Annotated in this window: 12 protein-coding genes and 1 pseudogene; 4 read left to right on the top strand and 9 right to left on the bottom strand. The window is 73.3% G+C overall.

The window, feature by feature from the left end:
- Window positions 1-14: 14 nt before the first annotated feature.
- Window positions 15-482, top strand: coding sequence for an SRPBCC family protein (locus CF165_RS21675; RefSeq protein WP_093949342.1), 468 nt, complete (start codon window positions 15-17; stop codon window positions 480-482).
- 156 nt (window positions 483-638) lie between these two features.
- On the opposite strand, the gene CF165_RS21680 is transcribed toward CF165_RS21675, so the two are convergent.
- From CF165_RS21680 to CF165_RS21705, 6 genes are all read right to left on the bottom strand, one after another.
- Window positions 639-2,231, bottom strand: coding sequence for a phytoene desaturase family protein (locus tag CF165_RS21680; protein ID WP_093949343.1), 1,593 nt, complete (start codon window positions 2,229-2,231; stop codon window positions 639-641).
- A gap of 17 nt (window positions 2,232-2,248) precedes the next feature.
- Window positions 2,249-3,322, bottom strand: a complete 1,074-nt coding sequence (locus tag CF165_RS21685) for an NAD-dependent epimerase/dehydratase family protein (RefSeq protein ID WP_093949344.1) — start codon at window positions 3,320-3,322, stop codon at window positions 2,249-2,251.
- A gap of 33 nt (window positions 3,323-3,355) precedes the next feature.
- On the bottom strand, window positions 3,356-5,380 hold the full coding sequence (locus CF165_RS21690) for a CocE/NonD family hydrolase (protein ID WP_093949345.1): 2,025 nt from the start codon (window positions 5,378-5,380) through the stop codon (window positions 3,356-3,358).
- A gap of 20 nt (window positions 5,381-5,400) precedes the next feature.
- A complete protein-coding gene (locus tag CF165_RS21695; RefSeq protein WP_093949346.1) occupies window positions 5,401-6,585 on the bottom strand; it encodes a zinc-dependent alcohol dehydrogenase in 1,185 nt (394 codons plus the stop codon).
- 71 nt (window positions 6,586-6,656) lie between these two features.
- Window positions 6,657-7,652, bottom strand: a complete 996-nt coding sequence (locus tag CF165_RS21700) for an inorganic phosphate transporter (protein WP_093949347.1) — start codon at window positions 7,650-7,652, stop codon at window positions 6,657-6,659.
- The gene (locus tag CF165_RS21705; protein WP_093949348.1) at window positions 7,652-8,266 is read right to left on the bottom strand and encodes a DUF47 domain-containing protein; all 615 of its coding nucleotides are present in this window, start codon (window positions 8,264-8,266) and stop codon (window positions 7,652-7,654) included. The genes CF165_RS21700 and CF165_RS21705 overlap by 1 nt, the downstream gene beginning before the upstream one ends.
- 90 nt (window positions 8,267-8,356) lie before the next feature.
- Between CF165_RS21705 and CF165_RS21710 the strand changes: the two genes are divergently transcribed.
- Together CF165_RS21710 and CF165_RS21715 are read left to right on the top strand one after the other, a co-directional pair.
- A complete protein-coding gene (locus tag CF165_RS21710) occupies window positions 8,357-9,298 on the top strand; it encodes a glycosyltransferase (RefSeq protein WP_093949349.1) in 942 nt (313 codons plus the stop codon).
- Window positions 9,299-9,321: 23 nt separating this feature from the next.
- Entirely contained in the window at window positions 9,322-10,530 is a 1,209-nt protein-coding gene (locus CF165_RS21715) for a glycosyltransferase family 4 protein (RefSeq protein WP_093949350.1), read from the top strand.
- A gap of 65 nt (window positions 10,531-10,595) precedes the next feature.
- Here the strand turns inward: CF165_RS21715 and CF165_RS21720 are convergent, their stop codons facing one another.
- The 3 genes and pseudogenes from CF165_RS21720 to CF165_RS21730 all read right to left on the bottom strand — a co-directional run bounded on the left by CF165_RS21720 (window position 10,596) and on the right by CF165_RS21730 (window position 13,178).
- Window positions 10,596-11,486, bottom strand: coding sequence for a glycosyltransferase family 2 protein (locus tag CF165_RS21720; RefSeq protein ID WP_093949351.1), 891 nt, complete (start codon window positions 11,484-11,486; stop codon window positions 10,596-10,598).
- Window positions 11,465-12,331: a glycosyltransferase family 2 protein gene (locus CF165_RS21725; RefSeq protein WP_093949352.1), complete on the bottom strand. Its 867-nt coding sequence runs from the start codon at window positions 12,329-12,331 to the stop codon at window positions 11,465-11,467. Before CF165_RS21725 ends, CF165_RS21720 begins: the two co-directional genes overlap by 22 nt.
- Window positions 12,328-13,178 (bottom strand): annotated as a pseudogene (locus CF165_RS21730) (polysaccharide pyruvyl transferase family protein). The gene CF165_RS21725 and the pseudogene CF165_RS21730 overlap by 4 nt, the downstream one beginning before the upstream one ends.
- Window positions 13,179-13,265: 87 nt before the next feature.
- On the opposite strand from CF165_RS21730, the gene CF165_RS21735 reads away from it, so the two are divergent.
- Window positions 13,266-14,213 (top strand): NAD-dependent epimerase/dehydratase family protein, encoded by a 948-nt coding sequence (locus CF165_RS21735; protein ID WP_093949353.1) that lies wholly within the window; start codon window positions 13,266-13,268, stop codon window positions 14,211-14,213.
- The last annotated feature ends 97 nt before the right edge of the window (window positions 14,214-14,310 follow it).

Here is a 14,310-nt window from a genome sequence, read left to right on the forward strand (position 1 = left end):
AGCAGGAGGAAGCCGTGCCCGAGGTCAGCCGCGTGATCGACGTACCGCCCGACGCCGTGTTCGCCGTGCTCGCCGACGGCTGGCTCTACAGCGGCTGGGTGGTCGGCAGCTCGCACATCCGCGAAGTCGACGGGGACTGGCCCGCCATGGGCTCGCGGATCCACCACAGCGTGGGCCCGTGGCCCCTGCACATCCAGGACGTGACCGTGGTCAGGGCGGTGGAGCCGGGGTTGTCGCTGTCCCTGGAGGCCCACGGCTGGCCACTGGGCGCCGCGGCGGTCGGCCTGACCCTGGTCCCCCACGGCGAGGGGCAGACGCTGGTCCGGATGACCGAGCACATCACCCGCGGCCCCGGCAAGGTGCTGCCGGAGGCCGTGCAGGCGCTCATCGCGAAGCCGCGCAACGCCGAATCCCTGGCCCGCCTCGCCGACCTGGCCACGGGCAAGCACGCCCGCGCCCGAGGCGGCCGCCCGCGTCCCTAGTACGAACGCTCGCCAGGCTGAACTCGCGCGCTCCTGGCCTGGCTCATGCGCCCCAATGTGGCGTTCGGTGCGTCCAACGCACCCAATGTGGCGTTCGGTGCATCCAACGCACCCAACGCCACATTGGGGCGCTTCGGCACCGGCCGTGGTCGCGGGTCAGCCGTAGATGGCTCGGTGGGCCGCGCGGATCACCGCCGCGTAGCCGCCGCCTAGCGGGCCCGAGCGGGCGAGGGCCGCGCGGGCCGCGTTGGCTCCCGGGCCGCCGTGGACCGCGCCGCCCGGGTGGGCCGAGGCGCCCGCCAGGAACAGCCGGTCGACCGGGGTGTCCGGGCGGCCCGTGCCCACCACCGGGCGGAAGAACAGCTGCTGGTGGATCGCCGCCGTGCCGCCGTTGACCGCGCCGCCGACCAGGCCCGGGTCCTGGTCGGCCAGTTCCACCGGGCCCTGGATGTAGCGAGCCTTGATCAGGGCGGTGAACCCCGGCGCGTTGGCCTCGACCGTCTCCTCCATCCGCCGGGCCCGGCGTTCGAGCGCGGGCCGGTTCTCCATCGTGCCGCGCGGTACGTGCGTGTACGCCCACGCCGACTCCGTGCCCGGCGGCGACCGGTCCGGGTCGCTCGTGGTCATCTGGCCCAGCAGCAGGAACGGGCGGCGCGGGGTCCGGCCGCGGGCGAGCTCGCCACCGAACGCCGACAGCCCGTCCAGGTCCGTGCCCAGGTGGATGGTGCCCGCCCCGCGGGCCGCTTCGGCCGTCCACGGGATCGGGCCGGACAGTGCCCAGTCCACTTTCACCGTCCCGCTGTCCCACTGGAACCGCTCCAGGTCTTCGACGAACCGCGACGGCAGCCATTCCGGGGCGAGCAGCTCGCCGTAGAGCAGCGGCGCCGGGATGTCGGCCAGGACGGCCTTGTGCGCGCGCACGGGTGCGCCGGCGGCGTCCCGGACCCCCATCGCCCGGCCGCCGGCGACGAGCACCTCGCGCACCGGACGTCCACAGTGGACTTTGCCGCCGCGGGATTCCAGGCGGCGCACCAGGGCCGCGGTCAGCTCCCCCGCGCCGCCCGCCGGTACCGGGAAGCCTTCGCCCTGGCCGATCATCGCCATCAGCCAGCCGAACACCGCGCTGCCCGCGTTGTCCACCGAAAGGTCGCTGTGCGCGGCGTTGCCCGCCAGCAGCAGCTTCGCGCCCTCGCCGTCGAACAGCTCGTCGCCGAACCGGCGCACCGGCAGCGTCAGCATGCGCGCCAGGCGCAGCGCGTCGCCGGTTCCGGTGCGGCGCAGCAGTTTCAGGCTCGGGCGGACCGGGGGGAACGACGTGAACAACGCGTCCAGCAACGGCTCCCGGATCTTCCGCCACTGCTCGAACAGGCGGCGCCACGCGTCGCCGTCGCCGGGGGCGAACTCGTCGACCGACGCCGCCGTGCGGTCGATGTCCCGCGAAAGCACCACGCAGCGGTCGTCGGGCAGGACGTGCGCCAGCACGTCGGGCGCGTGCCGCCAGCGCAGGCCGTGCTCCTCCAGCCGCAGCCCCCGGATCGCCGGGGACACCGCGCTCATCGGGTAGAAGGCGCTGAACAGGTCGTTGCGGAAGCCGGGCTCGGTGACCTCGGCGGTCCGGACCGCGCCGCCGGGGTGCGGGGTCGCCTCCAGCACCAGCACCGACCAGCCCTCGTCGGCCAGGACGTTCGCCGCCACCAGGCCGTTGTGCCCGGCGCCGATCACCACGGCGTCGAAGGCTTCCGTACTCACTCCGGCCTCCCGGCTGGTCAGGCTTGCGACTGGTGGCTCGGCCCGGCCCGGGTGAGCGAGCGGAGCCGGGCCAGGACCCCGTCGCGGCGCGGCGGGGCCAGGGGCGGACTCGCCGCTCCCGCGCCCGACCGGAGCCCGGTGACCAGGTCGGCGAGCGCGGACGCGGCGTCATACCGAGGTTGCCAGCCCAGCGCGGTCTCCGCCAGCGTGGTGTCGCCGAGCGCCGCGCGGTCGGCCAGCTCGAGCCAGCCGGGGTGCAGCGGCAGCACCCCGCCGAGCCAGGCCGCCCGGGTCGCGGCCCGCACCAGGGGCTTCGGCACCGGGACGCGCACGCCGCCGAGGACTCCGGCCAGCGCGTCCGCGTCGAGGACCTCCGGCGCGGCGAGGTTGACCGGGCCGGTGAAACCCTTGTCGAGGATGAGCCGGATCGCGTCGGCGACGTCGGAGGTGTGCACCACCTGCGCGCGCAGGTCCGTCCACAGCGGAACCGGCAGCCGCCGCCCGCCGACCAGGCCGGCGGGCACCACCGGGCCGAGCAGCCAGCGCGCGAACTCCCCGGCCGCGCGGCGGTGCAGGATCGCGCAGGGCCGGATCCGCGCCACCCGGACGTGCGGATACCGTTCCTCGAACCGGTCGAGCAGGGTTTCCAGCGCGGCCTTGCCGCGGCTGTACGCGCTGCCCGCGACGCCGTCGCACGGCCAGTCCTCGGCCACCTTCTCCCAGCGGGGCGCGGGCCCGTAGGCGGCGACGGAGGACGCGACGACCAGCCGCGGGACCCCGGCGGCCACCGCCGCGGCGAGCACGTGCCGGGTCCCCTGGTCGTTGGTGCGCTCCATCGGGGGGTCGCCGCGCGCCGGCGAGATCGCCCACGCGAGGTGCACGACGGCGTCGGCGCCCGCGAACACCGCGGCCAGCTCCTCCTCGGCGCCGGGGACGCCGATGTCGAGGGCGTGCCAGCCGGCCCGGTCGTACGGTTCCGCGGTCGTGTCCGGCAGCCGCCGCGCGAGCCCGGCCAGGTCGTGGCCGGGCTCGAGGGCGGCCAGCAGTGCCGTTCCGACGTTCCCGGTGGCCCCGGTGATCACGATCCGCACGCCGAAGGCTTACCCCCTGTGGCGGCCGTAAAACTAGACGAAGTCCCGCGGGATCCGCTTGTGCCAATTGCGCGAGACGATCCGCCGCGCCCCGTCGTAGCCGTCGAGCTGCGCGTCGACGACGAACTCGGTGTCGGTGCAGGACACGCGCGTGCGGGTCTCGCTGCGCGCCAGCCAGTCGCCGCGGGAGAAGGTGACCTCCCACTCGGTTTCCGCCACCGGCGAGCAGAAGTCGTCGGCGACCCAGCTGTAGCGCTCACGGACGTCGCGGGTGACCTCCAGGTCGAGGTCGTCGTAGCGGACGGTCCCGGCGTTCTTCACGATGTCCAGCGCCGACTCGTAGCCGACGAGGTCCCGCGAGACGGTCCACCGCTGCTCCCCCGGCGTCACCGCGGTCACCGGCATCGGCGAGGCGCCTTCGGGTTCGCCGAACGGCCGGGCCGGCAGCTCGTCCGGTTCGGCGACCGGGCGCACCGGCAGCTCCAGCGCACTGTGTCCGGTGTGGACACTCAGCAGCACCGGCGTCGGGGGCGGCCAGGCCAGCGGCCAGTACGACGTGGACAGCGAAAGCCGGATCCGGTGCCCGGCCGGGAAAGCCTGCGCGACGGCGTTCAGCTCGATCTCGACCGCGCACCGCTGCCCCGGCTCCATCGGGGCCGGGGCGTCGTGGCCGTCCCGGTGGGTCAGGTTGAGCAGCCCGTAGGTGACGCGCGTGGCCCGCCCGTCCGGCGCGACGTCGGACAGCCGCGCCGCCACCATCGCGACCGGCTGGTCGGCCGAGACCTCCAGCCGCACCTTCGGGGAGCCGAGGATCTCGCAGCGCTCGGTGAGCACGTCGGTGTCGAAGACGAGCGACCCGCCGTCCTCTTCGCGCTGGTCGTAGGGCAGGTCCGGCGGGGCGCTGTAGGACGCCCACTTCCCGGAGAACTGCCCGACCGACAACGGCGAAGACACGGTCAACGCCTCGTCGGAGACGGTCTCCCCCGGCCGCGCGAGGCGGTGCCGGGCCAGCGGCAGCTCCTGCGGCCCGACGTGCGGCGACGGCCAGCTCGCCTCGCCGACCCACCGGCCGGGCCGGTCTTCGTAGGAGGTCGACGGCGGCACGCTCTCCTGCATCCAGGTCCGCAGCATCGGCCCGGCCATGGCGTCGTTCTCCTCGCCGCGCAGCCAGTGGTCCCACCACCGGACGACTTCCTGGAGGTAGCCGATCGCCGGCCCGGGCTCGCCGAGGTGCGGGTACTTGTGCGACCACGGCCCGATCAGCCCGCGGCGGGGGACGTCGAGGTGGGCCAGGAGCCGGATCACGGCGTTGGAGTAGCCGTCGGCCCAGCCGCTGGAGGCCAGCACGGGCACCTGGACGTCACTGTAGTTCTCCGACACCGACGCGTGCCGCCAGTAGTCGTCGCGGCGCTGGTGACCGAGCCAGTTGTCGATCCACAGGCTGCAGTTCTCCAGCCGCTCCAGCCACATCTCCCGCCACCGTTCGCCGACGACCGCCGGGTCCGGCGGCAGCGTGGCGTAGGCGAACATCGTGCCGGACTCGGCGACGTTGTCCGACAGCAGGCAGCCGCCCATGTAGTGCATGTCGTCGGCGAAGCGGTCGTCGGTGAACGACGAAATCACGATGGCACGCAGGCTGGGCGGTTTCCGCGCCGCGACCTGCAGCGCGGCGAACGCGCCCCAGGAGATGCCCATCATCCCGGTGTCGCCGGTGCACCACGGCTGCGCGGCGATCCATTCGAGGACCTCCTCGGCGTCGAGCTGCTCGCGTTCGAGGTACTCGTCGGCCAGGACGCCCTCGGACTCGCCGGTGCCGCGGATGTCCACGCGCACGCAGGCGTACCCGTGCCCGGCGAGGTAGGGGTGGTGGATGGAGTCGCGGGGCGCGGTGAGGTCCCGCTTGCGGTAGGGGATGTATTCGAGGATCGCCGGCACCGGATCGGTGTCCGACGAGACCGGCCGCCAGATGCGCGCGGACAGGACGGTCCCGTCGGACATCGGGATCCGGACGTGGTCTTCCTCGGTGATTTCGTACGGCAGCGAGGTGACGGCTCGCAAGAGTCAGTTCCCTCCCGGGGTTACGGCTGCAGCAGGATCTTCTGGGCGCCGTCGAGCTTCTTCTGGAAGATCTCGTAGGCGCGAGGCGCCTCTTCCAGGGGCAGCTTGTGGGTGGCGAACCCCTCGACGCCCAGCGGGTCGCCGTCGCCGGTGAGCACCGGCATGACGTCGTCGAGCCAGTGCCGCACGTTGGCCTGGCCCATCCGCAGCTGGATCTGCTTGTCGAACAGCACCATCATGGGCATCGGGTCGACCATGCCGCCGTAGACGCCCGACAGCGAGATCGTGCCGCCGCGGCGGACGCTGTCGATCGCGGCGTAGAGCACGCTCAGGCGGTCGATGCCGGCCTTCTCGGTGATCTTCTCGCCGAGCGGCTGCGGCAGCAGCCCGACGAGGGTGTGCGCCAGCTTGCCGACCGGGGCGCCGTGGGCCTCCATGCCGACCGCGTCGATCACCGAGTCGGCGCCGCGGCCGTTGGTGAGCTGGCGGATGCTGTCGCCGATGTCCTTGTGGTCACGGGTGTCGAGCGCGGTGGCACCGTGCTCGCGGACCCGGGCCAGCCGCTCCGGCACCAGGTCGAGGCCGATCACCTGGCCGGCGCCGCGGTGGCGGGCGATCCGGCAGCACATCTGCCCGATCGGCCCGAGGCCGAACACGACGACCGTGCCGTCGCGCGGGACGTTCGCGTACTCGACGGCCTGCCACGCGGTCGGGACGACGTCGGAGAGGTAGACGAACCGCTCGTCCGGCGGGCCGTCCGGCACCTTGATCGGCCCGTAGTGCGCCTGCGGCACGCGCAGGTACTCGGCCTGGCCGCCGGGGACCTGGCCGTAGAGCTTGGTGTAGCCGAGCAGCGCCGCGCCCTTGCCCTGCTCTCTGACCTGGGTCGTTTCGCACTGCGACTGCAGGCCGTGCTCGCACATCCAGCAGTGCCCGCAGGAGATGTTGAACGGGACCACGACCCGGTCGCCGGGCTTGAGGTTCGTCACCTCCGGCCCGACCTCTTCGACCACGCCCATCGGCTCGTGGCCGAGGATGTCGCCCTCGGTCATGAACGCGCCCAGCACCTCGTACAGGTGCAGGTCGGAGCCGCAGATCCCGGTGGAGGTCACGCGGATCACCGCGTCCGTGGCCTCCTCGACCTTCGGGTCCGGCACGTCCTCGACGCGGACGTCGCGTTTGCCGTGCCAGGTCACTGCCTTCATGGCTCTCCCTTTCCGCGTGCGGGTGTCCCGCCCCGGCTTCCCGCGGGTACCGGCGGACAAACGCGCCAGGCTCAGGTCAGGGCATCGGCCACCAAGTACACGGCCGCGGCCACCGCGGCGGCGGCCGGGAACGTCAGGACCCAGCCCAGGACGATGTCCCGCGCGATGCCCCACCGGACGGCCGAGAGCCGCCGGGTCGCGCCGACGCCCATGATCGCCGCCGTGATCACATGCGTCGTCGAGATCGGCGCCTTCACCGCGAACGCCGTCACGTACAACACCGACGAGGCCACCGACTCCGCGACGAAGCCGTGCGGCGGGTCGAGGGGGAAGACGCGGCGGCCGAGCGTCCGCATGATCCGCAGACCACCCGAATAGGTGCCCAGCGACAAGGCCCCGGCGCACAGCAGCGTCGCCCACAGCGGTACCGCGAACGTCTTCTGCTCCCCCGCCGCCACCAGCGCCAGCACGATCACGCCCATGCCCTTCTGGGCGTCCTGCAGGCCGTGGCCGAGCGCGAGCGCCGACGCCGAGAAGATCTGGAACCGGCGGAACACCCGGCCGCTGCGGTGCGGGTTGGCGCGGCGCAGCAGCCACAGCGCGCCGACCATCACGAGGTAGCCCAGGCACAGCCCGAGCAGCGGCGACGCGACCATCGGGATCAGCACCTTCTCGCCGATGCCGGCCCAGTGCACGGTGCTGGCGGCGGCCAGCGCCGCGCCGACCATCCCGCCGATCAGCGAGTGCGAAGACGACGACGGGAGCCCGAAGTACCAGGTCACGAGGTTCCAGGTGATGGCGCCGGCCAGCGCGGCGAACACGACCGTGAGCGCGTCCGGGCCGGCCGGGACGTCGATGATGCCCTTCGCCACCGTCGCGGCGACACCGGTGGACAGCAGCGCGCCGGCCAGGTTCATCACCGCCGCCAGCACGAGCGCCGCGCGCAGCGTCAGGGCGCGCGTCGACACCGCGCTCGCGATCGCGTTGGCCGCGTCGTGGAAGCCGTTGGTGTAGTCGAAGAACAGCGTCAGCACGATCACGGTGACCAGGGCGGCCGTGCCGGTCACTAGGACTCCTTGACGGCGATGGTCTGCACCACGTCGCCGATGTGCTCGAAGGCGTCGGCGGCCAGCTCGAACTGCTCGACGACCTCCTTGGTCTTGAGCACCTCGAGCGCGTCGCCGCCGGGCTCGAACAGGTGGGCCAGTATCCGGCGGTAGATCCGGTCGGCCTCGTTCTCCAGCTCGTTGATCTCGATCCAGAACGGCTCGAGATCGCCCACCTTGGACAGGCCCGGCATCGACGACGCCGTCAGTTCCGCGGCCCGGCAGAGCACCCGGACCAGCAGGTCCGTTCCCGGCGGGAACGCGCCGATGCGGTACAGCACGGCCAGGTCCGCCGCGGTGTCCACGAAGTCGAGCACGTCGTCGATCTTCGCGGCCAGCGCCTGGATGTCCTCACGGTCGAACGGTGTCACGAAGGAGCTGTTGAGCTCCACCATGATCGTGTGCGTCAGCTCGTCGCCCTGGTGTTCGACCTCGTGCAGGCGCTTGGCGATCGGTTCCCGCTCGGCGGGTTCGGCGGCCACGAGGTCTCTCAGCAACGCGGTCGCGGTGACGAGGTTCCGCGCCGCCTCGGTGAGCAGGTCGAAGAACCGGGTGCCCCGTGGGGTGAACCGCATGGACGTCCTTTCGTCGGCGCACGACCGTCCGGGGCCGGGTACCCCGTTCGGGCGCACGTTTAACGCGCCGTCTCCGGGCAATCAGGGAACATGACCGATTCCGGATCCCGGCGCCTGAGAGTACTGCTCTGGCACGTGCACGGCTCGTGGACCGACGCCTTCGTCCGCGGCCGCCACGAATACTTCCTGCCGGTTTCGCCCGACGGCGCGCCCTGGGGCCTCGGCAAGGCCGGGCGGAACTGGCCGTCGGTGACCGAAGTGCCGCTCGACCGGCTGGCGGAGGCCGAGCCCGACGTCGTCGTCCTGCAACGGCCGGAAGAGCTCGAATACGGCGCCCGCCTGGGCGTTCCGGCCGTCTACGTGGAACACAACGCGCCCCGGCCGTACGCCGCGTCGAGCGAGCACCCGCTCGCGGGCCGGTCCGACGTCACCGTCGCGCACGTGACCCACTTCAACGCGGCGATGTGGGACTGCGGCCGCGCGCCGGTGACCGTGGTGCCGCACGGGATCCCCGACCCGGGACCGCGCTACACCGGTGAGCTCGCCGCCGGCGTGTCGATGATCAACGAGCCGGTGCGGCGGCAGCGCGTCACCGGCGCCGACCTGCTCGGCACGCTCGCCGGCGAGGCCCCCGTCGACGTGTTCGGCATGGGGACGGAGGAACTCGGCGCACCGCTGCGCGGCCGGGGCGACGTCCCGGCGCCGGCGCTGCACGACGAGATCGCCCGCCGCCGCGTCTACCTGCACACCGCCCGGTGGACGTCGCTCGGACTGTCCCTTTTGGAGGCGATGCACCTGGCGATGCCGGTGGTCGTGTTCGCCGCCACCGAGGCGGTCGATGCGGTGCCGGCCGACGCGGGTGTGCTGTCGACCGACGTCTCCGTGCTGGCGCGGGGCTTCCGCGAGCTGATCCACGAGCCCGACTTCGCCGCGCTCGCCGGCAAGAACGCCCGCGAGCACGCCTTGAAGCACTACGGGCTGGCCGCCTTCCTGACCGCTTGGGACCGCCTCCTCGCTGAGACGGCCCGTTGAACCGCGAAGGGAACGCCTCACCGATGAAGATCGCGATGGTGTCCGAGCACGCCAACCCCCTCGCCGCGCTGGGCGAAGCCGACGCCGGCGGCCAGAACGTGCACGTCGCCGAGCTGTCGGCCGCCCTGACGCGCGCCGGCCACGACGTCACCGTCTACACGCGACGGGAGAGCCGCGACGAGCCGACCGAGGTGCGGACGCCCCAGGGGTACCGCGTCCTGCACGTGCCCGCCGGGCCGCCGCGCAAGGAGCCGAAGGACCACCTCCTGCCCTACATGGGCGAGTTCGGCAGCTTCCTGCGCGACCGGTGGGCCCTCGACCGGCCGGACCTGGCGCACGCGCACTTCTGGATGTCCGGCCTCGCGACGTCGCTCGCGGCGAGCGCGACCGGGACCCCGGTCGCGCAGACCTTCCACGCCCTCGGCGTCGTCAAGAAGCGCTACCAGGGCGACAAGGACACCAGCCCGGCCGACCGGATCCGGCTGGAGCGGATCATCGGCCGCCAGGCCGGGCGCGTGATCGCCACCTGCTCCGACGAGGTCTTCGAGCTGTCCCGCCTCGGCGTGCCGCGCTCGCGGATCTCGGTCGTCCCGTGCGGTGTGGACCTCGGCCGGTTCTCCCCCGACGGGCCGGTGGCCCGCCGCCGGCTGCCGCACCGCCTGGTGGCGGTGGGCAGGCTGGTCCCGCGCAAGGGGTTCGACATCGCGATCACCGCGCTCGCCCAGCTGCCGGACACCGAGCTGGTCATCGCGGGCGGCCCCGAGCGGGGCAGGCTGTCCCAGGACCCCGAGGCGGGGCGGCTGCGGCAGCTCGCCGACCGGCTCGGCGTCGGTGACCGCGTGCGCTGGGCCGGGCAGGTGTCGCGGGAGGACATGCCGGCCCTGCTGCGGTCGGCCGACGCCGTCGTGTGCACGCCGTGGTACGAGCCGTTCGGGATCGTGCCGCTGGAAGCGATGGCGTGCGGTGTCCCGGTGGTCGCGTCCGCGGTGGGCGGGCTGACCGACACCGTCGTCGACGGCGTCACCGGCCTGCTGGTCCGCCCGCACCAGCCGAAGGAGCTCGCGTCCCGGGTCCGGCGGCTCCTCGACGACCCGGCACTGGGCCACGCCTACGGCACGGCGGGCCACGACCGCGCGGTGGCCCGCTACTCGTGGGACCGCGTCGCCGCCGACACGCTCCGGGCGTACCACAAGCTGGTCCCGCAGACCGCTGCCACCGCCGAAGCCCGCTGACCAGATGTCATGAACGACTCTTTCCTGTCGTCCGATGACAGGAAAGAGTCGTTCACGACATGCGCTCAGCCCACGTAGCGGCGGGCTTTCGATGCGCGTTGGGGCGCTTCCAGGAGGCGGAGGCCGTGCTCGACGTGGGGCGGGACCACCCGGCGGTCGCGGAGCACCCAGGGCAGGCCGCGGGCGACGTCCAGGAGGGCCGCCGCCGTGGCGAGGTCCGTGGGTGCGGACCGCAGGACTTCGCGGCCGCGGCGGAAGACCGCCGGCCAGGGGCGGCGCAGCAGGAGCGTCCAGAGCGTGTTGCGGATGCCCAGGCGGCGGCGGTGGCGCGGGTCGCGCAGCTTCGACGGCGCGTGGTGGATCACCACGTCCTCGGCCCAGCACATCCACCAGCCGCGCGCGGCGAGGTCGAGGGCGAACAGCTCCTCCTCGCCGCCGAGCCACATCCGCGTCGAGAACCCGCCGACCTCGCGGAACGCGCTGACGCGCACCGCCGTCAGGCCGGCCATGATGCCGAGCAGCGCCGGGCCCGGCAGCCAGTCCGGGCCGGGCACCGGCGACTCGCGCAGCTCCGGCGTGATCGGGTCCTCGGCCAGGCCGGGCTCGACCAGGCAGCGCCCGGTCACCGAGCCGAGGCCGGAATGGGCGTCCAGGAGTTCCGCGGCCCGGGTGAGCGCGCCGGGCTGCCAGGTCGTGTCGTCGTCGCAGAAGGCGACGTACGGCGTCGTCACCTCTTCGACGGCGACGTTGCGGGCCACCGCGCCGAGGTTCTCCGCCAGCCGGAACAGGCGGACGCCGGGGAACTCCCGGGCGACCATGTCGGCCGTGCCGTCCGCGGACCCGTTGTCCGCGACGAAGATCGGCGCCTCGTCCGGCAGGGACGTCATGTGCGCCAACGTTTCGCGCAGCTGCGAGCGCCGGTTGCAGGTGATGATCACGACCGAGATTCGCGCCATTCGGCGGTCCTTTCCAGAGTCCGGGCCTGGTGTTCGACGTGGTCGGGCAGGACGCGGCGGGAGCCGAGCGCCCGCGGCAGCCGGGGCACCGCGCCGAGGACGGCGCCGGGTGCCCGCACCAGCGTCCTGACCACCTCCCGCCGGCAGACGCGAGGCGGGCGGCGCAGTACGGCGATGAGCAGCCGGTTGCGCAGTTCGGCCCGGCGGCGCCACGACGACGGCGGCCGCGACCGGGACGGGTGGTGGTGGGCGCGCAGGCTCCCGACGTAACAGACCTCCCAGCCGCGTGCGGCCAGGTCGTAGGCCAGCAGCTGTTCCTCCGCGCCGAAGTGCAGCAGCGGGCTGAACCCGCCGACCTGCAGGTACGCCGTGCGGCGGACGATCGCGGAGCAGGCGAGGAAGCCCAGCACCAGCGGTCCGGGCGCGCCGTCCGGGCGGCCCAGCGGGCTGCGCTCCATTTCGGGCGTCACCGGGTCGTCCCGGCATTCCGGGCCGACGAGGGTGCGCGCGGCCAGCAGGCCGGTCCGCGGGTGCCCGTCGAAGATCCGCTCCGCCTCGGCCAGCGCGTCCGGCGCCCACCACGAGTCGTCGTCGCTGAAGGCGACGTACGGCGTGTCGGCCACGACGACGCCGAGGGTGCGGGCGGCGGCACCGAGGTTGTGCGGCAGCCGGATCACGCGCACGTTCGCGTACCGCCCGGCGACGTCGGCCGTCTCGTCTTCGGAAGCGTTGTCCAGCACGACGACCGGCGGTTTTGGGTCCAAAGTAGACAGCTGGGCCAAGGTGCGGGCCAGTTCGCGGGCGCGGTTGCGGGTCGCGATGACGACGGTCGTGCGCGCGCTCACCGCGTCGCCACCAGCTCGTCGACCAGGCCGGCCAGGGACGGCACCGGCGGATCGGCCGTGGCGCCCGGCGACAGGCACCACTTCAGCCGGGACCCGAGCAACGCGGTGTCGCCGGCGTCTTCGGCCGCGACGACCGGCCAGCCCAGCGCCTTCCCCTGCGCGGTCACCTTCCCGCCGCCGGCCACCGGGTCGACGGCGAGCACCGGCACGCCGGCCTTCAGCCCGAGCACCAGCCCGTGCAGCCGGGTGGTCACCACGGCGTCCATTTTGGACACCGCGGAGACGAACTGGTCCGGGGTGGCGCACCGCGCCAGTCCTCGTGCGCCAGCCGGGTGTCGAGCGGGACCCGGGCGCAGTCGAGGCCCGCGAGCCAGCCGGTCAGGGCGTCGTGCACCTCGTCGTGCCGTCCCGCGCCCCCGTACTCCGGCTGGTGCGGCGCGAGGACCACGCCGAGCACCGGGGTCGTCGAGACGGACGCGGCCAGGGAGAGGTCCGGGGTGACCCCGTCGTCGCGCGCGAAGACGCGGTGGAACCCGGTCACCGCCGGGTCTTCCGGGTCGACCACGCTCACCCCGACCGCGATCCGGCGGCAGGCGGCGTACCGTTCGTGCAGCGCGCGCACCTGCGGCCCGTGGACCGGGCCGCAGGCGAACACGACGTGCGTGTAGTCCCCGGGCGGCGCGTCCGGCAGGTGCCGGGCGCCGGGGCGGAAGCCCGGGCTCCACACGACGTCGTGGCCGATCCCCGCCGCGGCCAGCGCGGCGCCGGTCGCTCGCAGGCTGAGGACATCCCCCGCGGTCGCTTCGCCGTGCAGGAAACTGGCCCATCCGGTGAGCAGAACTCGCATGACTGGTCGCGTACCCGCTCGTGGCCGCCTTACACGGTTTCGCCGGCACAGGTGCCGGGTAGCCGCCCCGGCATGACGGATCCGGGAGTGACCAGGCGGTTCGAACGTGCGGTGGTGACCGGGGGTGCCGGCTTCGTCGGCGCGCACCTGTGCGCGCTGCTGCTCGAAGAGGACATCGAAGTGATCGCCGTGGACAATCTCGTGACGTCGTCGGCGGACACCCTCGACGAACTGCGCCGCCACGAGCGGTTCCGGTTCGTGCGCCACGACGTCACGCGGCCGATCCCCCTCGACCGGGCCGACGTCGTGTTCCACCTGGCCTCCGCCGCGTCGCCGCGTGATTACCTGGCGCTGCCGCTCGAAACGCTGCGCGCCGGCTCGTACGGCACCGAGAACGCCCTCGAACTCGCCCGCCGCGCCGGCGCGCGGTTCGTGCTCGCCTCCACCAGCGAGGTCTACGGCGACCCGCTGGAACACCCGCAGCGCGAAGGGTATTGGGGCAACGTCAACCCGATCGGGCCCCGCAGCGTGTACGACGAAGCCAAGCGCTACGCCGAAGCCCTGACGTCGGCCTACCGCCGCGAACACGCCGTCGACACCGGCATCGCGCGGATCTTCAACACCTACGGCCCCGGCATGCGCGCGCACGATGGCCGGATGATCCCCGCGTTCCTCGACCAGGCACTCAGGAACGAGCCGATCACCGTCACCGGCACGGGCGAGCAGACGCGGTCCATCTGCTATGTCGAGGACACCGCCCGCGGCCTCCTGGACCTCGCGCGGTCGGGCCACCCGGGCCCGGTGAACCTCGGCAACCCGCACGAGCTGACGGTCCGTCAGGTGGCGGAGCGGATCAAGGAGATCACCGGGTCCGGTTCGCCGATCGAGTACATCGACGCGGTGGTCGACGACCCGCAGCGGCGCTGCCCCGACATCTCCCTCGCCCGCGAGGTCCTCGGCTGGGAACCGAAGGTCGAGGCCGACGACGGTCTCCGTCGCACAGCGGCGTGGTTCCGCCGGGCGCCGTCGCGCTGAGTAGCGACGCCCAGGGGTTTTGCGCGCCATCGTTTATCAACGACTTCGCCGGGTAGCGCTATAGGCGAACGCGGGCCCCACGAGTCCGCACCGGAAC

The organism is Amycolatopsis vastitatis, assembly GCF_002234595.1.
Taxonomy (GTDB): Bacteria; Actinomycetota; Actinomycetes; order Mycobacteriales; family Pseudonocardiaceae; genus Amycolatopsis; species Amycolatopsis vastitatis.

Excerpts from the sequence above, each read along its gene's own strand:
- CF165_RS21695 (WP_093949346.1), bottom strand. The coding sequence starts at position 6,585 with ATGAAGGCAGTGACCTGGCACGGCAAACGCGACGTCCGCGTCGAGGAC.
- CF165_RS21705 (WP_093949348.1), bottom strand. The coding sequence starts at position 8,266 with ATGCGGTTCACCCCACGGGGCACCCGGTTCTTCGACCTGCTCACCGAG.
- CF165_RS21710 (WP_093949349.1), top strand. The coding sequence starts at position 8,357 with ATGACCGATTCCGGATCCCGGCGCCTGAGAGTACTGCTCTGGCACGTG.
- CF165_RS21715 (WP_093949350.1), top strand. The coding sequence starts at position 9,322 with ATGAAGATCGCGATGGTGTCCGAGCACGCCAACCCCCTCGCCGCGCTG.
- CF165_RS21720 (WP_093949351.1), bottom strand. The coding sequence starts at position 11,486 with ATGGCGCGAATCTCGGTCGTGATCATCACCTGCAACCGGCGCTCGCAG.